This window comes from Blastomonas sp. UPD001 (genome assembly GCF_003426715.1).
Taxonomy (GTDB): Bacteria; Pseudomonadota; Alphaproteobacteria; order Sphingomonadales; family Sphingomonadaceae; genus Blastomonas.
Map to the genome: position 1 here is coordinate 103,654 of NZ_QKVT01000001.1, position 18,502 is coordinate 122,155.

An 18,502-nucleotide genomic window follows, 5' to 3' on the forward strand; every position below is an offset into this window, starting at 1 on the left:
CGGTGCGACGGGTATCCGCAGCAATGTCGTGATCTCCCGGCTGCGGATCCGCCTTGCACCGGTCTGATTGGGTAATCGATATGTATGACTATGTGATCGTCGGAGGTGGCGCGGCAGGGTGCGTGCTAGCCAACCGCCTTTCCGAGGATCGCAATGTTCAGGTCATGCTGATCGAAGCGGGACCGCGCGACGACCACCCGTTCATCCATATGCCGCGCGGTGTCGGCAAGATTCTGTCCAACCCGGATTATGTCTGGCCGTACCAGGCGCAAAGTGCGTACGGGCAGAATGCGCCACCGGCCTATTGGCTGCGCGGGAAAGGGCTGGGTGGGTCGTCATCGGTCAACGGCATGATGTACGTTCGGCCGCAACCGGCGGACTTCGGCGACATCGCCGCGGCGACCAGCCCGGACTGGGCCTGGTCGGAAATGGCACGCATTTTCGATACGGCCGAGGGCGACCTGTCGGCCGCCGGTCGCTTGCGTGTTTCCACACCTGCCCGGCATCCGCTGATGGACCGGCTTATCGCGGCTGGCGAGCAGCTCGGGCTGGATACGCCCTCCAACGTCAATCAGCCCGATGACCGGCCAAAGATCGGCTACTGCCCGTCCACCATATTCGCAGGTCGCCGTCAAAGCGCCGCTGTCGCCTTTCTGGAGCCGGCCATGGCCCGGCCCAATCTGACGGTCGTCACAGGCGCGGTAGCAGACAGGATACTCTGGGGGGGGAACCGCGCTGTCGGGGTTGCCTGCCGGGTCAACGGCGCTGTCAGGGATTTCTCCGCCAGGCGCGTCATCCTGGCCAGCGGCACGATTGCATCACCTGCCATCCTGCAACGCTCCGGGGTGGGGGATGCAGGGCTGTTGCGCCGTCTTGGCATTCCGGTCGTTGCCGATCGCCGGGAGGTCGGCGCAAATCTGCGCGAGCATTGTGCCCTGGCAATGCAATGGCATCTTCGCCACCCCATGTCCCTCAACCCACAGTTTTCAGGCTGGCGGCTGGTGGCAAATGTGCTGCGCTATTATGGTTTCCGCACCGGGCCGATGGCCAGTGCAGCGTATGACGTGCTGGGCCATTTCTGTTCACGGCCAAGTCTGGCCCGCCCTGACGCGCAGCTGATCGCAGCGCCGTTCAGCATCGATAAGACAAAGTCGAAGCTGGCAATGGAAACGGCACCGGGGATGCAGCTAGCCATCTATCCCCTTCGTCCGCGTTCGGCCGGTTCTGTTGCTATTCAGAGCGTCGATCCCGACGCGTTGCCGCAGAGCACGCTCGACTTTTTTGCCGATGAGGAAGATCGCCGCGTGATGGTGGATTCGGTTCGCTTCGTGCGCGCACTCGTCGCGCAGTCGCCTGTCGCCGACATGATAGACCACGAAACTAGGCCCGGTCCGGTGGCCGATACCGACGATGCGATCCTGGATGCTTATCGCGAGATGGGTACGACAGCCTACCATGCCTTCGGTACCTGCCGGATGGGCAAGGACGAAGCTTCTGTAGTCGATCCGATGACACGGGTGCGCGGTACACAGGGGCTGCATGTCGCTGATTTGTCGATCGCGCCGGTTATGCCTGCAGGCAACACATTTGCGCCGGTGATGGCGATGGCGTGGCGAGCCGCCGAACTGATCCGACAGTTGGATGAGGCAGGGGAGCACGACCATGCGTAATGATCTGCCGCTATCGGGCGTCCGGGTGATTGACCTCACCACGGTCGTGGCAGGGCCCTCCGCCAGCCAGACGCTTGCTGATTATGGCGCAGATGTAATCAAGGTCGAGGCTCCTGGCGGCGATACCACACGGCACACAGGGCCGATGCTGGAACCAGGCATGGCGTCACTGTTTCTCGGCTCGAACCGCAACAAGAGATCGATCGTGCTCGATCTCAAGCGTGCGGAATGTCGCGAAGCGTTGTTCGCGCTGACCGACAAGGCCGATATATTCCTGCACAATGTTCGCCCGCAGAAGCTGTCTTCGCTGGGGCTGTCGGCAGCAGATCTTTGCGCGCGCAACACCCGGCTCATTTATGTTGGCCTACATGGATTTGGTGAAGACGGGCCGTATGGGGGCCGCGCTGCCTATGACGACATTATTCAGGCGTTGTCAGGCGTCGCCGATCTCAACTACCGTCATATGGGCGAGATGCGCTATATTCCCACCATTGTGGCCGACAAGGTTGCCGGCCAGATGACCGTCCACGCCGCCATCGCCGCGCTCTACCAGCGGGAGCGGACGGGATTGGGACAGATCATCGAGGTCCCGATGTTCGAGACGATGGTGCAGTTCCTGCTCACGGAACATTTCAACGCGCGGCATCTGGTGGAAGAGGGTGGGAAGACTCCCGCGGGGTCTGATGAGCTCGGCTACAAGCGAACCATGGCAAAATGGCGCAGGCCATTTCGCACCAGCGATGGCTACATCTGTTGGATGCCATATAGCGACCGCGACTGGCGCGCTTTCTTTTGCGAGGTGGGCCAGGAGGTTCTGGCAGAAGATCCCCGCTTCCGCGGCATAGCGGCGCGGACGCAGAACATAGAGGCGCTCTACGCTCTGCTGGAAGGCTTCCTCTGCGTGCACCCGACCGCCCACTGGCTGTCGACTGGCAACCGGCTTGGTATTGCTTGTGCGCCGGTGCAGCGGCTGGAGGAACTCGAGAGCGACCCGCATCTCGCAGCGGTGGGCATGTTTCATACACTGCCGGCAGGCGACTGGAAAATGCGGGCGGTGCGTAACCCCGTACGCATGGCCGCCGGTACCGCTAAGCCGCAATGTCCACCGCGGCTGGGCGAACATGGTGAGGAAATCCTTCGTGAAGCTGGCTTTGCCGATGCCATCATCGCCCGCATCCTGGGCTCGGCATAAGCATGCGAGACGCATACATTAGCGGCGTCGGATGCACACGTTTCGGCCGACACGAGGGAGCTGGGCCGGTCGAACTGATGGCTGCTGCGACCGAGGAGGCGCTTGCCGATGCCGGGATTCACCGGCTGGCGGTGGATGGACTTATCTGCGGCTATGCGACCACCCTTCCGCATCTGATGCTCTCTGACGTGCTGGCGGAGAAGCTGGCCCTGAAGCCACATTATGCGCATGGCGTGCAACTTGGCGGCGCTACGGGCGGGGCCATGTTGATGCTGGCGGCAGACCTGGTGCGCGCCGGGCGGTGCGAGCGGGTGTTGGTGCTCGGTGGAGAAAATCGCCTGACCGGGCAGAGCCGAGACCAATCGATCCAGACTTTGTCGCAGATCGGTGACCCTGAGTTCGAAGTTCCATGCGGCGTTGCTGTGCCGTCCTATTATGCCTTGCTCGGCTCGCACTATCTTTCCAGGACCGGCGCGACCGAGGCCGATCTGGCTGAATTTGCCGTGCTGATGCGCAACCACGCAGGACTTCATCCGCTGGCACATCTGCGCAATCCTCTCACCGTGGACGATGTGTTGCAGTCCAAGCCAATATCTCTTCCGCTGAAGCTGCTGGATTGCTGCCCAATTTCCGATGGCGCGGCTGCGTTGCTGATCGAAGCCGATCCCGCCGGTATGCGCGTACGCGTCCGTGGGGCGGGTCAGGCACACCAGCACCAGCATCTCACTGCCATGTCATCTCTGTTGAATACTGGCGCGGGCGCGTCCGTCGCACGCGCCCTGGAAGAGGCAGCCATGGCGCTGGAGGACATCGACTATCTATCGATCTACGATTCCTTCACGATAACATTGGCAATGCTTCTGGAGGAGATTGGCATCGCTCCTGCCGGCAAAAGTGCTTCGCTGGCGCGCGACGGCATGTTTGGGCCAAGCGGCCCGCAACCCCTCAACCTGCATGGCGGCCTGCTCTCATTCGGGCATTCAGGCGTTGCAGCGGGCCTGGCGCATGCAGTCGAGGCGGTACAGCAGCTAAGGGGTGCCGCGCACGACAGACAAGCGATGAATAGTCCATTGACCGCCCTGGTGCACTCAGAAGGTGGTGTGCTTTCCGCCCATGTTTCCCTTGTTCTGGAGAGGACGAGATGAGCGCTTTTCAGAAGGCCCTCGAACTCGGCAGGATAGACTTGCCATGCTGCAATGGCTGCGGTCGGTTTCACGCACCCGCGCGCCTGGCATGTCCTCATTGTGGTGCAACTGCCCTCCAAAATCGGGAACTTCGAACGACCGGGACAGTGCTGGCGACTACCCGCGTCTACCGTGCTCCGGATGAATATCACCGTTCTCTCGTGCCCTATACCCTGGTGTTGGTCGCAATGGATGATGATGTGATCTTGATGGGGCACACACCGGAAGATGCTGCGATTGGTGATCGGCTAGCCGCTGCGCCATCCGGATCGCAGGGTGCCTGGCATGTGCAGTTCCGGAGTTTGAACGATGATTGATCGCGATGCTCTGCTTGCCTGGACCTTTCCGGACATCGAGCAGATCTATTCCGAAGACGACACCATCCGCTATGCTCTGGCTGTCGGTATGGGCGCTGACCCAGTCGATGAGCGTGAGCTGCGGTTCGTATCGGAGATCGGCGGCCCACCCCTAGTGTTGCCGACCATGGCTGTCATTCTGGGCTATCCAGGATCATGGATGGCCGATCCGGCAACCGGTATCGATTTTGCGCAAATCGTTCACGGCGAAGAAGAAATTGTCATCCATCGGCCGCTAGCGCCAATGGGCTGTATTGTCGCCCGGCACCGGGTCGTGGACGTGATCGATAAAGGTGAAAACCGCGGCGCGATTATCACATACGACAAGGAATTGTTCGACAAGAACGGCGGTGATCTTCTTGCTACAGTCCGCCACACAACCTTTGCGCGCGGTGACGGAGGCTTCTCGGGCAAGGTCTCGCAATCATTGAAAATGGATCCGCAGGTAGCCGAGGGAACGGCTGAACGTTCGGCAATACGCCGGCGCACACTCCCGACGATACCGCAGCAGGCTCTCCTCTACCGCCTTTGCGCAGATCGTAATCCGTTGCACGCATCTCCTAAAGCTGCGCGCTCGGCTGGCTTCGACCGACCCATCCTGCACGGGCTTTGCACGTTTGGAATCGCGAGCCGCGCCATTCTGGCGGACTGGTGCGATTACGATCCAAATCGCCTGGGCTCGCTCAGCGCCCGGTTCTCGGCACCTTTGCTACCTGGAGAAAGCTTGCAATTCACGAGCTGGGCAAGCGGACGGAATATTGAATTTGAAGCCATTGAGCAAGTTTCAGGAAGAAGAGTTCTCACGCTGGGGCGAGCCCAGGTTGAGGGACATTTTTAATTAAACCCGCATTCAATAAAATAGGTCTCGGTCACAGCGGATAAATAAATGATGGTCGGTATTTGTTCGTCGAAGCGGGTGATATTTTGGTAAAGTTATATGAGTGATCAAAATCTGTTTAAATTTAACCTCAGCGGGCGTGTTGCTTTGGTCACAGGGTCGTCTTCGGGTCTCGGAGCCGGCTTCGCTAACGCGCTTGCACAAGCTGGGGCACGGGTGGTGCTGGCGGCACGGCGGGCAGATCGTCTCGGCGAACAGGTAGAAAAAATTCACCGTGGGGGCGGGCAGGCCTTGGCCGTGCAGATGGACGTGACCAACGAAGCCTCAATAAGGGCGGCATATGATTCTGCCGAACAGAATTTTGGGATGGTCGACACAATTGTCTTGAATGCGGGAGTTGCGATTGAAAAATCGGCGCTCGATTTAGACCTGGCTAGTCTAAACCTCCTGTTGCAAACTAATATACTTGGGGTGTTTCTTGCCGCAACGGAAGGCGCTCGCCGGATGGAGATTGCTGGCCCGAGCGTCAAAAATAGGGGGCGGATCGTAATCATCGGTTCGATCACCGCGGAACGCGTCATGCCCTATACTACCGTCTATGGTGCGACAAAGGCGGCTGTTCGGCAGATGGGTCGGGCCCTCGCCCGTGAATGGGCAACGCGTGGTATAAGCGTCAACGTGATCCAGCCTGGATATTTTTCGACTGAGATGACCGCAGATGGCCTTACGGGCGAAGCTGGCGATCGGTTTGTCCGCTCGTTTCCTCGCAGGAGATTGAGGCCGCAAACCGATCTCCATGCCCCACTTTTGCTGCTTTGCTCCGACCTCGCCCAAGGCATTACCGGATCTGTCATCAATGTAGATGATGGGCAGTCATTATGAACTCCCGCGCCTGAATGTTCAATGCGCGTAGCGAGGCAAGGTCAATGATTTCCAGTATCACAATAGGATAATTATCAATGAGCGGAGCTATCATCCGATTAAGATGATGAGGCGTTATTTGATAGATGATTTCACATGTCTGTCTCTGAAGATTTAAGGATCAAGTGTTGAGTATTAGCCAAGAAGCATTGGATGTGGCTGCGCGGGTTGAGGCGTTTGTTCGGGAGACCATCATTCCATTCGAGCAAGATCCTCGCCGAGACCATCATGGTGCGCCGACAGATGCGCTCGTTATGGAGCTTCGTGAGCTGGCACGGTCGGCCGAAGTGCTGACACCCCACATCCGCTCCGACGGCAGCCATTTCAATCAGCGTGAGACCGCTATCATCCTCATCAAGTCGGGCCTTACCCCGTTGGGCATGCTGGCCTGTAACACCCAAGCGCCAGATGAGGGCAACATGTATCTCATTGGCAAGGTAGGCCACCCCGACCTGAAGGAGCGCTTCTTGAAGCCGCTGGTGGAAGGGCGAGCGCGATCGGCTTTCTTCATGACCGAGCCAGCCGATCTCAACGGCGCGGGTGCAGACCCGTCGATGATGATCACTACCTGCCGTAAGGACGGGAACCACTGGGTGATCAACGGCAAGAAAGCTTTCATCACAGGTGCGGACGGGGCCAAAGTAGGCATCGTCATGGCAAAGAGCGAAGCCGCGGACAGCGCAGGCGGCGCGTGCATGTTTCTCGTCGAACTACCTGATCCTGCCATCCGCATCACCGCTGTGCCCAACACGATCGATAGCTCGATGCCTGGCAGCCATGCTGAAATCACCATCGATGACCTTCGCGTGCCTGCTGATCAGATGCTTGGCGAGGCCGGCGAGGGTTTCAAATATGCTCAGATCCGGCTTTCCCCGGCGCGGCTTTCACACTGCATGCGATGGCTGGGCGGCTGCATCCGAGCCCAGGAAATCGCAGTGGATTACACCAATCGTCGAATGGCCTTCGGCAAGCACCTGATCGACCACGAAGGCGTGGGCTTCATGCTGGCAGAAAACATGATCGACATTAAGCAGTGCGAACTGATGATCGACTGGTGCGCCAGCATACTTGATGCCGGGTCACTGGGCACAGTTGAAAGCTCGATGACAAAGGTGGCTGTATCAGAGGCACTGATGCGCATCGCTGACAAGTGTATGCAGGTGATGGGCGGAACCGGTGTTACCGACAAGACCATCGTAGAAACGATTTTCCGGGAAGTTCGCGCGTTCCGGATCTACGATGGCCCTACAGAAGTCCATAAGTGGAGCCTCGCCAAGAAACTGCGCCGTGACTGGAGGAGCACTCAGTGATGGCCTCGGGAACGGCACTCACCCTGGCCAATACCGGATCAAGCAAGGTCCGCGTCGCCATCGACGAGATTGCGTTGACAGGATGGATGGCCACTAACATCGAAGGTTTTCTCGGACCGCTTTCAGTCGAGCAGTTCAATGGCGGGCAATCCAACCCGACTTACCTGTTGAGCACACCTAGGGCCCGCTATGTCCTGCGGCGAAAGCCGCCTGGGTTGTTGTTGAAGGGCGCGCACGATGTTTTGCGAGAGGCCCGTGTGTTACAGGCGCTTCACGGCAGCGACGTTCCTGTGGCTCAGGTCCTTGGCATTTGCGAGGATGAAACTGTGCTTGGCAGCCAGTTTTATGTGATGGAAATGGTTGAAGGCCGAGTTTTCTGGGATGCGGCCTTCACGGACCTGCCAATACACGAGCGCGCCGCTTATTTTGATGAGATGAACCGCGTGATCGCGGCACTCCATTCAGTCGATCCCTTTGCGGCAGGGTTGAGCGATTTTGGAAAACCCGGGAACTATTTTGCCCGCCAGATTGGACGCTGGTCGCAGCAATATATGGAAGACCACCTAGCAGGCCGTTTGACTGACATGGACTCGCTTGTAGCGTGGTTGCCAACTGCGATTCCTGACAGCAACGAAGCAGCAATTGTCCACGGCGATTTTCGGTGCGACAACATGATTTTCCACCCGACTGAGCCACGTGTGCTGGCTGTTCTCGACTGGGAGCTTTCAACCCTCGGACATCCTTTGTCGGACTTTGCCTATCACGCGATGATGTACCGCATGCCTGGTGATATAGTAGCAGGGCTTGGTAGCGCGGACCCGGTGCCGCTAGGCCTACCGACGGAAGAAGAATACATTGCTGCTTATTGTGCGCGAACAGGGCGGACACAGATTCCAAATTGGGATTTCTACCTCGCTTTTAATTTCTTTCGCCTTGCTGCGATTTTCCACGGCATCAAGGGCAGGGTAATGCGAGGCTCCGCGTCGAACACGCAAGCTAAGGAAAGGGCGGAGGCTCTGCCGCAGCTAGCAGCTTTGGCGCGGCAGGCAATGGAACGTTGTCAGTAATGTGACGGGCTCGCATGCCAATCATATCCCAGATTATAGCATTGGACTTCAATTGGATTATGCAGATGTGATCATTGTAGGTGCAGGCCATGGCGGGGCGCAGGCAGCCACCGCCTTGCGCCAGCAAGGTCTGACGGGTCGTATCTTGATGATTGGGCGCGAACCGGAGATTCCTTATGAACGGCCACCTTTGTCTAAGGAATATCTAGCGCGAGAAAAGACCTTCGACCGGATATGCATTCGCCCCGCTCAGTTCTGGAAAGACAAGGCCATCGAGATGCGGTTGGGCGCCGAAGTCGTCTCACTCGATCCGGCAGCACATAGCGTGACGCTGGATGATGGGTCACAGCTTACCTATGGCAACCTGATCTGGGCAGCCGGAGGCGATCCGCGACGTCTTTCCTGTTCTGGGGCAGACCTGGATGGAGTTCATACGGTCCGTACGAAGCAAGATGCTGACTGCCTGATGGCCTCACTGGATGCCGGAGCAAAGCGCGCAGTGGTGATTGGGGGCGGATATATTGGCCTTGAAGCAGCTGCCGTGCTGACAAAATTTGATGTTCATGTGACACTGTTGGAAGTGCTTCCGCGCGTGTTGGCGCGAGTGGCCAGTGAGCCGCTCTCAGAGTTTTTTCAAGCAGAGCACCTAGCGCACGGCGTTGTTCTTCGTACGAACGCAAGAATCGATTCAATCTTGGGGGCGAACGGACACGTAACTGGCGTCAAAATGTCGGACGGGGAGATTGTGCCGGCAGATATTGTGATCGTAGGCATTGGGATCATTCCGTGCGTTGAGCCACTGCTGACAGCAGGCGCGGCTGGTGCGAATGGAGTGAACGTCGACGAATTTTGCCGCACATCGTTACCTAATGTTTATGCAATCGGTGACTGTGCTGCACACGCGAACGCATTTGCCGACAATGCCGTGATCCGCTTGGAATCGGTGCAGAATGCCAACGATATGGCCATCACTGCTGCCGCAGGCATTTGCGGACACCCATCGCCGTATTCGTCAACGCCGTGGTTCTGGTCCAACCAGTACGACCTCAGATTGCAGACGGTTGGGCTTTCAACAAGTCATGACCAGGCGCTAGTGCGAGGCGATCCGGCCACACGTTCATTCTCGGTCGTCTATCTGAAAGACAATAAGGTAATCGCGTTTGACTGCGTGAACAGGGTCAAAGATTATGTGCAAGGCAAGAAGCTTGTGGAGGCGCGTGCACATGTGTCGTCCGAGAAATTGCTGAATGTGGAACTGTCCCTCAAAGATGCCTGGGGAGCTTAAATCAACACACCTCCGCGTAAAAATGCCTCAGCCGAATCGGACCTGTTAAGTGTTGGATTCTGCTCCTAGGAATCGAACCCGTTTTCAAATTTTTTTTGATGGCACAATTGATGGACCAATGGACGGGGCGTCAGAAAATAATGATATATATCAACACAATAGCGCTCTGATTGGATTCCCGCTACCCGCTCCAGGGCCTCAGCCTTCGGAATTCTTGCGCCTCCCCGATCACGACGCATCCTGCGGCGTCTGGCCTTTTGTCATCACTGCCGCTGGCCAATCGACCTAGGTTGGGTGACGCTATCAACCGTGCTCTGTGCGGAACGTGTCCTCGCAACAACGACTCATTCGGCTTGCGCGGGATGGCATCGCTATTTCTCCGTGAACCGAGGTGTCAGGCGGTGCCTTATCGGATGCGACGGGAACGATCTGACGAGTCCAGCTTATTGCTGCAGGTGAGCGCCGATTTGGCGCAGCAACAATATAGGATGGAGACAGACGATGGAAGCGACCCGCAGCATTCTGAAGACGCTTGCCGAGACAAGCTTTGATTCGGTCGCAGGCTATCGCAAGGCGGCCGAAATGGCGAACTCGCCGCAGCTCATGGGAATCCTGACCCAGCAGGCGCAGAAGCGCCAGTCGACGCTGGACGCGCTCAATCAGCAACTGGTGCGGGTCGGTGGCGATGCCGTGACCAGCGGGACGACCGCTGGTGGCCTGCATCGCCTGTGGGCGGACATAACGTCGCTGTTCGAAAAAGGCGACGAAGCTGCCGCCGAGCGCGCGGAAGAGGGCGAGGATTATCTCCTCAAAAAGTTCGAAGCAGCCCTGAAGGACCAGGATATCGACCCGGCCGCGCGAGCCGTGATCGAGCAGGCGTATCTTGAGGTGAAGGAGGGCGAACGCCTGACCGACCAGCTGGCACACCAATACGACTGATCCGAAGCCTCATTCTACCATGGCAGGCCCGGCGGAGCCCATTTCGGGACCGCCGGGTCTGCCATGTCCCCCCTTCACTGGAGTGCTCGAAATGCCAGCCCCCGATACGAAAGACCTTCCTTCGCCCGCCATCCGCAATGGCCTTGCCGACCACCAGCCCGGAGAGGGCTCCTCTCCGATTTCGGAAGCCGAAGGCAATGCCGGCGAAGTCCATCAGGACGTTCCCGCGGACGCAGACCACGACGCCGCCCAGACCCATCTGACCGACAATTTCGGTCACCGGATTTCCGACAACCAGAATTCCTTGAAGGCGGGCGAGCGCGGGCCGACGCTGCTCGAAGACTTCGTCCTCCGCGAGAAAATCTTCCATTTCGATCACGAGCGGATTCCCGAGCGCATCGTTCATGCGCGCGGGTCGGGTGCGCACGGCACGTTCGAGGTGACGAAGGCGATTCCCGAATGGACCAAGGCCGCGCTGTTCCAGAAACAGGGCAACAGCTGCCCTGTCTTTGTGCGCTTTTCGACCGTGGCGGGCGGTGCGGGCAGCGTCGATACGCCGCGCGATGTACGGGGATTTGCCGTCAAGCTGTATACCGAGCAGGGCAATTGGGACCTGGTCGGCAACAACATCCCCGTCTTCTTCATCCAGGACGCGATGAAATTCCCCGATCTGGTCCACAGCGTGAAGATGGAAGCCGATCGGGGCTATCCGCAGGCAGCCAGCGCCCATGATACGTTCTGGGACTTTGTCAGCCTGATGCCCGAATCCATGCACATGATCATGTGGGCGATGTCGGACCGCGGAATTCCGCGCTCCTTGCGCATGATCGAGGGATTTGGTGTTCACACCTTCCGGTTCGTCAATGCGAAGGGTGAAGGCCGGTTCGTCAAGTTCCACTGGAAGCCTGTGCTCGGGCTGGAGAGCACCACTTGGGACGAGGCGGTCAAGATCGCGGGCGCCGATCCCGATTTCCACCGCCGCGACCTGTGGGAAGCGATCGACTCGGGCAATTTCCCGCAATGGGATCTCGGCGTCCAGGTGTTCGACGAAGCTTGGGCATTGCAACAGCCCTATGACGTGCTCGATGCCACGAAGCTGATCCCCGAGGAGGAGATTCCGGTCGAGGTCATCGGGCGGATGACGCTCAACCGCAATGTCGACAATTTCTTCGCCGAAACCGAGCAGGTCGCGTTCCTCCCGACCAACATCCTGCCCGGAATCGACTTTTCCAACGATCCGCTGCTTCAGGGCCGTCTGTTCAGCTATCTCGACACGCAGAAATCGCGGCTGGGGACCACCAATTTCCACCAGATCCCGATCAATGCGCCCAAATGCCCGTTCCACAACTTCCAGCGCGATGGCCTGATGCAGACCCTCGTCCCGACCGGACGCGCGAACTACGAACCGAACACCCTCGCCGAGGCGGGCGAGGACGGCGGTCCGCGTGCGTGCCCCGAGACCGGGTTCTCGTCGTTCCGCGAAAATGCCGAGCGCAACGATCCCACCGAAAAGCTGCGGGTGCGGGCGGAAGCCTTTGCCGATCATTACAGCCAGGCGAGGTTGTTCTACCGGTCGCAGACCGAAAACGAACAGGCGCACATTGCATCCGCGCTGGTGTTCGAGCTTTCGAAGGTGGAGATCGAGCATGTTCCGCCGCGGGTCATCGCGCGCCTTCGCAATATCGATGAGGACCTCGCCAAACGGGTCTCCGACGGGCTCGGCATAGACCTGCCGGGCAGGGCCGCCGCCGCCAAGGCCCCGGTCGATCTGGGCACGTCCGATGCCCTGTCGATCCAGAAACGGGCCAAGCCAACCTTCAAGGGCCGCAAGATCGGCATCCTGTTCGACCAAGGCTCGGACCGGGAGGCGATCACGCAACTCGTGTCGGACATCCAGACCGCTGGCGGCACGGCGTTTCTGGTAGCGCCGAAAATTGGTCCGCTGAAGTTGAAGGGCGGGGAACTGAAAGCCAACGGCCAGCTCGCCGGCTCGCCCTCGGTGCTGTTCGACGCGGTTGTCGCCATGCTATTGCCGGAACGCGCCGAAAAGCTTGCGAAGGATGTCGGTGCGGTCGCGTGGTTTGCGGACGCCTGGTATCACTGCAAGACGATCGGTGCCTGTGCGGGCACCCGCGAGCACCTGCTCCCCAAGGCCAATATCGAACCGGATCAGGGGGTCATCGCTCCCGAAAAGTTCATGGACGTCGGTCCGGTTCGGCACTGGGCGCGCGAGCCGAAGGTTCGCGATCTGGCATGATCGCGGCGACGCTGAGGGAGGGGCAAATGCTCCCTCAGCTTCGTCGCTTCGCCATGGGCTTGAGCGCTGCGCTACCAAGATCGCACCGCAGGACGAACAGGCGCCAATGGCAATCCAGAAGGGCAAATAACATTGCCTATCTGGCCGAATAGAGCAGCCTGCCGGGTCCCAGCAAGTTCAGCACCGCGCCGATATCGTCATGCGGGACGGTGAAGCACCCGAAACTCCGCCCGACCCGTCCTGACGCGGTGGCCATGGCCTGGCTGACATAGTCTGCGCTGTGGATGACGATCGCGCGCGCGAAGGCCATGTCGTTCTGCGGCTCGAGACCGTGCAGCCGGGCAGAGCGTCCGTATTTGCCGCTATAGGTTTCGCCAGTGATGAAGCTGCCGGCGGACGATGCGTTCGACCCGGGCTCGTTCGAGAAACGCTGGAGAAATCCGGTATTCGCCGGGTCTGACCCACGACCATGGGCAACAAGCATGTTGGCCACGATCCGGCCGTTGCCCAGATCGACCACCTGAAAGCGCGGCTTTCCCGATGGCGCGGCGAAATCGACAAGGCCGAGGAAATCCCGGTGCAGCACCCGGCTCTTGTGGTGATCGAGCGCGGCCTTCGCCTGGGCCAGCAGGTCTGGCGCGGGGGACGATCGCGCGGCGGCAAATGCCGACGGCATGGCCAGCCCCAAGCTTCCAAGCCCCAAAGCTTCGACAAAGTGGCGTCTCGTGCATTTCATGGGTATGTCGCCGACCAGTTCTGATATTGAACAGTTAGTCAAGCTTACCGCAAAGCGCAAACGGGCGAACCAGAAATGTCGACACGCCGGATGAACGCATGCCTCGCCCTTGCGGGCTTGGCCATTGTAGCAGCGCCCAGCGTGCACGCGGCGGGATGGAGCGTCGATCAGGTCGAGCAGTTGCGCCAGCTCATCGCGAGTGCCCCCGAAGACGCGCTTCCGGTGCTGAACACATCGCAGCTGAATGCTCAATTGCGCGACGGCCCCGGACCGGCCTTGGACGAAACGGCTGATGCCCTGGCACTGGAACTCGCCCGTTTACACCTGCTGGGCGCATCCACCGCGCAGCAAAAGGCAAGCTGGCAAATATCCGACAGCGACGAGCAAACCGATCTGCGGGACAGACTGCACCAGAGCTTGGCTACTGACAAACTGGCCCGCTTCTTTGCCGACATGCGCCCGGCCCATCCCGACTATGCAGCCCTGCGCGCAGCCTATGCCACGGAAACGGACCGCAACCGGAAAGCCGTGATCGCTCGCAACATGGAGCGGTGGCGCTGGATGCCGCGCAGCCTCGGCGAGAACTACGTTCTGGTCAACGCTGCGTTCTTCGAGGCACGGCTATCGCTGGCGGGACGGCCCGAACGGACATGGCGGGTGATCGTGGGCAAGCCATCGACCCCTACGCCGGTTTTTGCGGCGCAGATCACCGGCGTCACGCTCAACCCATGGTGGAACATTCCGGCCAGCATCGTGCGCGAAAAGGGCGGGCGTTTTGCCGCCAGCCAGGGCTATCTGATGTCCAACGGAGAGTGGCGGCAGAAGCCGGGTCCCGGCAACGCGCTGGGTCAGATGAAGCTGGTGATGCCCAATCCCTATAGCGTCTATGTCCACGACACGCCCAGCAGGCAGCTGTTCGCACAGGAAACCCGGGCGTTCAGCCATGGCTGCGTGCGCATTGCCGATGCCCTCGGCTTTGCCGCCGCACTGCTCGATGGCAGCAAGACCAGGAGCGAGGTCGCAGCGATTGTGCAATCCGGGCAAACCGTCACGTTCGACCTTCCCAAAGCCATGCCGATCTATCTCGCCTATTTCACCGCCGCTCCCACCGTCGATGGGTCTATCGCCTTTCGACCGGACATCTATCGCCGCGACTCCCAGGTCGGCGTCGCTGCGACCGAGGATCGTGTCTGCAGAGGCTGAGCCTCTTGACGCGCCATGGAACCGGATCCCCGCATGACCGCCGATCAACCCGAAACCCTGAAGGTCGCCAGCTACAATATCCGCAAGGCTGTGGGCGCGGATCGGCGGCACAATCCCGAGCGCATCATGCGCGTGCTTGCGGAAACCGGGGCAGATATCGCGGTGCTTCAGGAGGCCGACCGCCGTCTCGGCGAGCGCCCCAGTGCGTTGCCTGCCGGGCTGGTCGAGGCGGCGGGATGGCAGGTGGTGCCCGTCGCGACAAGTCGCAGCGGCATCGGCTGGCATGGCAATGCGATACTGGTATCGCCGCGGATAGACATCATTCGCGGCGCGCGCCTCAAGCTGCCGATGCTCGAGCCGCGCGGTGCGGTGCTGGCAGACCTTGCGATCAGCGGTCAGCCGCTGCGGATCATCGGCGCGCATCTGGACCTGTCGGGCCTGTGGCGGCCACGGCAGATCCGGGCGCTCGGCCAGCATGTCGACGGGCAGGAGGAGGCTGTGCCCACCCTGATCACCGGAGACTTCAACGAATGGCGCAGCCTGCCTGCAGGCTTCCAGCATCTTGCGCGCCATTTCGAGCATATCAAGCCCGGCCCCAGTTTTCCGGCGCGCTGGCCGGTGGCGCATCTCGACCGGATGTTCGCATCGCCCGAACTGACGGTAGAGGATGCCGCAGTGCACCGCAGTGCGCTTGCAGCCTCGGCATCCGATCATTTGCCGATATGGGCAAAGCTGAAGCTTCCCCCGTTTCCCAAGCCGGGCGATGCATGAGCATACTGGCCATAAGCGCGACTGTACTGGTTCTCGCATGGGTGGTGCTGAGCCGGGCTTCCGCACTGCCCGGCCGACCGCCAGATGCGGCACCGGATCTGCCCGTGGATACGCCCGACAGTCGCATAGGTCGGGCGATCGCCGGGCTGGAAAAGGCGCACCCAGACCTGTCGGGCATCCAGCTGCTGCCGGATTCGCGCGGGTCGTTTGCCGCGCGGGTCAAGCTGATCCGGGCGGCGGACGTGTGCCTCGATGTGCAATATTATATCTGGCGCGACGATGTTTCCGGGCGTCTTCTCCTCGACGAACTGCGGCAAGCCGCCGACCGCGGCGTCACAGTCCGACTGCTGCTGGACGATAACGGCATCGCCGATCTCGACGATGAACTTGCGGCGCTGAACACCCACCCGAACGTGGAAGTGCGGCTGTTCAATCCATCCACGATCCGCCGCCCCAAGGTACTGGGCTATCTTCTGGACTTCTCGCGCCTCAACCGGCGGATGCACAACAAGAGCCTCACGGCTGACAATCAGATGACGATCATAGGCGGGCGCAACATCGGCGACATGTATTTCGGCGCCGGCGATCAGCCCGAGTTTGCCGATCTCGACATACTGGCGATAGGGGCAATCGTGCCGGAACTGGCCGCCGATTTTTCGCGATACTGGATCAGCGAGTCTTCCTATCCCTGTCATCTGATCCTGCAGACGCCACCCGACGGGGCACTGGACCGGCTGGCGGGCGCTGCGCAGGACTTGTTGCGCACCGACCCATTGGCGCAGGACTATGCTGTGGCCGTTGACGAAATGTCGTATGCCGACCCGCTGACCCATGGTGCAATCGAGTACGAATGGGTCCCGGTCACCATGCTGAGCGACGACCCGGCCAAGGCCCTGGGTCGGCATCCGCGAATCCGCAAACCCCTGGGCCGGATCGGCGAGATCATCGAGCAATCGCAAAGCCAGATGGGTCTTGTCTCGGCGTATTTCGTGCCATCCAGGGCTGGGGCGGACATGTTCGTGGCCATGGCTGCGCGCGGCGTGCAGCTGGACGTCCTGACAAATGCGCTCGCCTCTACTGATGTCGCCGTGGTGCACGCGGGCTATGCGCGCTATCGGCGTCGACTGCTTCAGGCCGGCGTCCGATTGTGGGAAATGAAGGGCGAAAATCCCGCTTTTCCCGCAAGGCGTAGCGGCGTGCTCGGCAGCCTGCCGAGATCGAGCCGGACATCGCTCCATGCCAAGACGTTCACGTGTGACGGTGCCAGGCTGTTCGTCGGGTCGTTCAATTTCGATCCGCGGTCCGTGCATCTCAACACCGAACTGGGCTTTCTTATGGAAAGCCCCGCGCTGGCGCAGCGATTGCAACGTGTTTTCGGCGATCCGCTGCGCGCGCGTGCCTACGAGGTGCAACTGGGTCCGGACGGCGCGCTGATCTGGATCGAGGCCGGCGAGAACGGGCCGACGGTGCACACCCATGACCCGGAAACAAGCCTCTGGCGACGCATGCAGGTCGTGCTCTGGCAGCTCATGCCGATCGAATGGCTGCTTTGAACGATGATTTGGCGAAACCAGGCAACATGGGACATGTCCTGACAAGCGTTTGGGTGCAGGGCTCCGGCATCGACCCGCGAGGCCGGCGGCGATAGGGGCTGTGCGCGGGGGCGGTTCAGGGCTTGCCGCCTTGCGGCGGTGCGAACAGTCGCGGGTCGATCGGCTCGCCGGGCTTCACCTCGCGCCAGTATACGGTGTTCGCCTTGACGCCATTGTAGAACAGCGTCACCTCGCGCGCCTGGACCCAGCCCGATGCCAGGCGGATGAAATCGTCATAATGGCGCTCGTGAAATCCGCGCGGGGTAACGAAGCCCATATAGCGGATGTAATGGCTCTGCTCGTCGATGCCGAACAGCGTGGTGCCGCCATCGGGAGAGATCACGCGGATCAGCGCAACCTTGTGGCCGCCGACTTCGCGATCGGGCGCGCGTTCCAGCCGGAAACCGGGTTTCAACGCCTCGCGAATGATACCGAAGCCGAAATTGCTCGCCCAATAGGCATCGGCCTGCTCCCTGGGCATCACGCCCTTTTCCGTCCAGGTGGTGGTGCCGTCAAAACCGACCTCGAACAACAGCCTGTCGCCGGATCGGGCGGTGATGCGAACCTTGCCATCGGCCCCGTGCGCGGTGGTGCGGTCCGGGTTCATCGCACGCCACATGCGGTAATCGTCTGCCGTGCTGCGCGGCTCGGCGCTGTCGGGGGCGTAGAAGACCGCGTGCCCGGCAAGATACAGGGTCGATGGATTGAGCCAGGCCTCGCCGCCCGCCGCTGCGACGGCCTGCTCCAGGATGACACGCGCGGCCTCGTCGGGTTTGGTCGCCTGCGCCTGCACAGGGGCTGGGGTCGCCATGGCCATCAGACCCGCCAGCATCACCATCCGCATCATCGCCTGCACTCCTTCGCTCGTCAGGATGGATCGAGTGCGCCCCCATATCAAGGCAAATTTGTCCGGACAAATGGGTTGACGCGACGGCGGCGCTGCGGCGTAATGCGGGGATGAAGCGCCTTGCCCCCTGGATGCTGCTGTGCCTGCCGAGCCCGGTGCTCGCGCAGCCGATCGATCCGCTGGCCATCGGCACCTTCACCAACGAGGAGCAGGTCTATTTCGACGGCGAGGCGGGGCGCACGCCGCCGCCCTGGACGGGCGTGACAATCGCGGGCCAGGGCGACGGCCTGGTCTGGCAGGGCATCGACCCTGTATCTTGCCGGGCACGCGGTCT

17 protein-coding genes are annotated in these 18,502 nt (G+C 60.5%); 15 read left to right on the plus strand and 2 right to left on the minus strand.

Annotated elements, in window-relative coordinates:
• Positions 1-80 precede the first annotated feature (80 nt).
• The 11 genes from DM995_RS00490 (at position 81) to DM995_RS00540 (ending at position 13,019) form a co-directional block, all read left to right on the plus strand.
• Positions 81-1,670 carry a GMC family oxidoreductase gene (locus DM995_RS00490; protein ID WP_232823954.1) on the plus strand — a complete coding sequence of 530 codons (1,590 nt, stop codon included), beginning with the start codon at positions 81-83 and terminating at the stop codon, positions 1,668-1,670.
• Positions 1,663-2,862: a CaiB/BaiF CoA transferase family protein gene (locus tag DM995_RS00495; RefSeq protein ID WP_198669205.1), complete on the plus strand. Its 1,200-nt coding sequence runs from the start codon at positions 1,663-1,665 to the stop codon at positions 2,860-2,862. Before DM995_RS00490 ends, DM995_RS00495 begins: the two co-directional genes overlap by 8 nt.
• A gap of 2 nt (positions 2,863-2,864) precedes the next feature.
• Complete coding sequence (locus DM995_RS00500) at positions 2,865-4,007, plus strand: thiolase family protein (protein ID WP_116968144.1); 1,143 nt, start codon at positions 2,865-2,867, stop codon at positions 4,005-4,007.
• Positions 4,004-4,363, plus strand: coding sequence for a Zn-ribbon domain-containing OB-fold protein (locus DM995_RS22705; RefSeq protein ID WP_116970252.1), 360 nt, complete (start codon positions 4,004-4,006; stop codon positions 4,361-4,363). The genes DM995_RS00500 and DM995_RS22705 overlap by 4 nt, the downstream gene beginning before the upstream one ends.
• Complete coding sequence (locus DM995_RS00510) at positions 4,356-5,240, plus strand: MaoC/PaaZ C-terminal domain-containing protein (protein WP_116968145.1); 885 nt, start codon at positions 4,356-4,358, stop codon at positions 5,238-5,240. Before DM995_RS22705 ends, DM995_RS00510 begins: the two co-directional genes overlap by 8 nt.
• Before the next feature lie 99 nt (positions 5,241-5,339).
• Complete coding sequence (locus DM995_RS00515; protein WP_116968146.1) at positions 5,340-6,122, plus strand: SDR family oxidoreductase; 783 nt, start codon at positions 5,340-5,342, stop codon at positions 6,120-6,122.
• 164 nt (positions 6,123-6,286) lie between these two features.
• The gene (locus DM995_RS00520) at positions 6,287-7,471 is read left to right on the plus strand and encodes an acyl-CoA dehydrogenase family protein (RefSeq protein WP_198669207.1); all 1,185 of its coding nucleotides are present in this window, start codon (positions 6,287-6,289) and stop codon (positions 7,469-7,471) included.
• On the plus strand, positions 7,471-8,538 hold the full coding sequence (locus tag DM995_RS00525; RefSeq protein ID WP_116968147.1) for a phosphotransferase family protein: 1,068 nt from the start codon (positions 7,471-7,473) through the stop codon (positions 8,536-8,538). The genes DM995_RS00520 and DM995_RS00525 overlap by 1 nt, the downstream gene beginning before the upstream one ends.
• Before the next feature lie 52 nt (positions 8,539-8,590).
• A complete protein-coding gene (locus tag DM995_RS00530) occupies positions 8,591-9,823 on the plus strand; it encodes an NAD(P)/FAD-dependent oxidoreductase (protein ID WP_116968148.1) in 1,233 nt (410 codons plus the stop codon).
• Between the two features lie 501 nt (positions 9,824-10,324).
• A complete protein-coding gene (locus DM995_RS00535; protein WP_116968149.1) occupies positions 10,325-10,762 on the plus strand; it encodes a PA2169 family four-helix-bundle protein in 438 nt (145 codons plus the stop codon).
• A 91-nt stretch (positions 10,763-10,853) separates the two neighbouring features.
• Positions 10,854-13,019 carry a catalase gene (locus DM995_RS00540; protein ID WP_116970254.1) on the plus strand — a complete coding sequence of 722 codons (2,166 nt, stop codon included), beginning with the start codon at positions 10,854-10,856 and terminating at the stop codon, positions 13,017-13,019.
• Positions 13,020-13,155: 136 nt separating this feature from the next.
• On the opposite strand, the gene DM995_RS00545 is transcribed toward DM995_RS00540, so the two are convergent.
• Positions 13,156-13,695 carry a murein L,D-transpeptidase catalytic domain family protein gene (locus DM995_RS00545; RefSeq protein WP_232823955.1) on the minus strand — a complete coding sequence of 180 codons (540 nt, stop codon included), beginning with the start codon at positions 13,693-13,695 and terminating at the stop codon, positions 13,156-13,158.
• Positions 13,696-13,896: 201 nt separating this feature from the next.
• Here DM995_RS00545 and DM995_RS00550 point away from each other — a divergent pair, with 201 nt between their 5' ends.
• From DM995_RS00550 to DM995_RS00560, 3 genes are read left to right on the plus strand one after another with little or no spacing between them, the layout of a single operon-like run.
• Complete coding sequence (locus tag DM995_RS00550; protein WP_157973022.1) at positions 13,897-14,958, plus strand: L,D-transpeptidase family protein; 1,062 nt, start codon at positions 13,897-13,899, stop codon at positions 14,956-14,958.
• A gap of 33 nt (positions 14,959-14,991) precedes the next feature.
• On the plus strand, positions 14,992-15,729 hold the full coding sequence (locus tag DM995_RS00555) for an endonuclease/exonuclease/phosphatase family protein (RefSeq protein WP_116970255.1): 738 nt from the start codon (positions 14,992-14,994) through the stop codon (positions 15,727-15,729).
• A complete protein-coding gene (locus DM995_RS00560) occupies positions 15,726-17,282 on the plus strand; it encodes a phospholipase D family protein (protein ID WP_116968152.1) in 1,557 nt (518 codons plus the stop codon). The genes DM995_RS00555 and DM995_RS00560 overlap by 4 nt, the downstream gene beginning before the upstream one ends.
• Positions 17,283-17,397: 115 nt before the next feature.
• On the opposite strand, the gene DM995_RS00565 is transcribed toward DM995_RS00560, so the two are convergent.
• Positions 17,398-18,168 (minus strand): hypothetical protein, encoded by a 771-nt coding sequence (locus DM995_RS00565; RefSeq protein WP_157973023.1) that lies wholly within the window; start codon positions 18,166-18,168, stop codon positions 17,398-17,400.
• A gap of 110 nt (positions 18,169-18,278) precedes the next feature.
• Between DM995_RS00565 and DM995_RS21555 the strand changes: the two genes are divergently transcribed.
• Positions 18,279-18,502 (plus strand): hypothetical protein (locus tag DM995_RS21555; RefSeq protein WP_198669209.1); only part of this gene is annotated, 224 nt, incomplete at its 3' end.

What these genes read in the sequence shown, in the direction of transcription:
- DM995_RS00490 (WP_232823954.1), top strand. Translation starts at nt 81, where the DNA reads ATGTATGACTATGTGATCGTCGGAGGTGGCGCGGCAGGGTGCGTGCTA.
- DM995_RS00495 (WP_198669205.1), top strand. Translation starts at nt 1,663, where the DNA reads ATGCGTAATGATCTGCCGCTATCGGGCGTCCGGGTGATTGACCTCACC.
- DM995_RS00500 (WP_116968144.1), top strand. Translation starts at nt 2,865, where the DNA reads ATGCGAGACGCATACATTAGCGGCGTCGGATGCACACGTTTCGGCCGA.
- DM995_RS22705 (WP_116970252.1), top strand. Translation starts at nt 4,004, where the DNA reads ATGAGCGCTTTTCAGAAGGCCCTCGAACTCGGCAGGATAGACTTGCCA.
- DM995_RS00510 (WP_116968145.1), top strand. Translation starts at nt 4,356, where the DNA reads ATGATTGATCGCGATGCTCTGCTTGCCTGGACCTTTCCGGACATCGAG.
- DM995_RS00515 (WP_116968146.1), top strand. Translation starts at nt 5,340, where the DNA reads ATGAGTGATCAAAATCTGTTTAAATTTAACCTCAGCGGGCGTGTTGCT.
- DM995_RS00525 (WP_116968147.1), top strand. Translation starts at nt 7,471, where the DNA reads ATGGCCTCGGGAACGGCACTCACCCTGGCCAATACCGGATCAAGCAAG.
- DM995_RS00535 (WP_116968149.1), top strand. Translation starts at nt 10,325, where the DNA reads ATGGAAGCGACCCGCAGCATTCTGAAGACGCTTGCCGAGACAAGCTTT.
- DM995_RS00540 (WP_116970254.1), top strand. Translation starts at nt 10,854, where the DNA reads ATGCCAGCCCCCGATACGAAAGACCTTCCTTCGCCCGCCATCCGCAAT.
- DM995_RS00545 (WP_232823955.1), bottom strand. Translation starts at nt 13,695, where the DNA reads ATGCCGTCGGCATTTGCCGCCGCGCGATCGTCCCCCGCGCCAGACCTG.
- DM995_RS00555 (WP_116970255.1), top strand. Translation starts at nt 14,992, where the DNA reads ATGACCGCCGATCAACCCGAAACCCTGAAGGTCGCCAGCTACAATATC.
- DM995_RS00560 (WP_116968152.1), top strand. Translation starts at nt 15,726, where the DNA reads ATGAGCATACTGGCCATAAGCGCGACTGTACTGGTTCTCGCATGGGTG.
- DM995_RS00565 (WP_157973023.1), bottom strand. Translation starts at nt 18,168, where the DNA reads ATGATGCGGATGGTGATGCTGGCGGGTCTGATGGCCATGGCGACCCCA.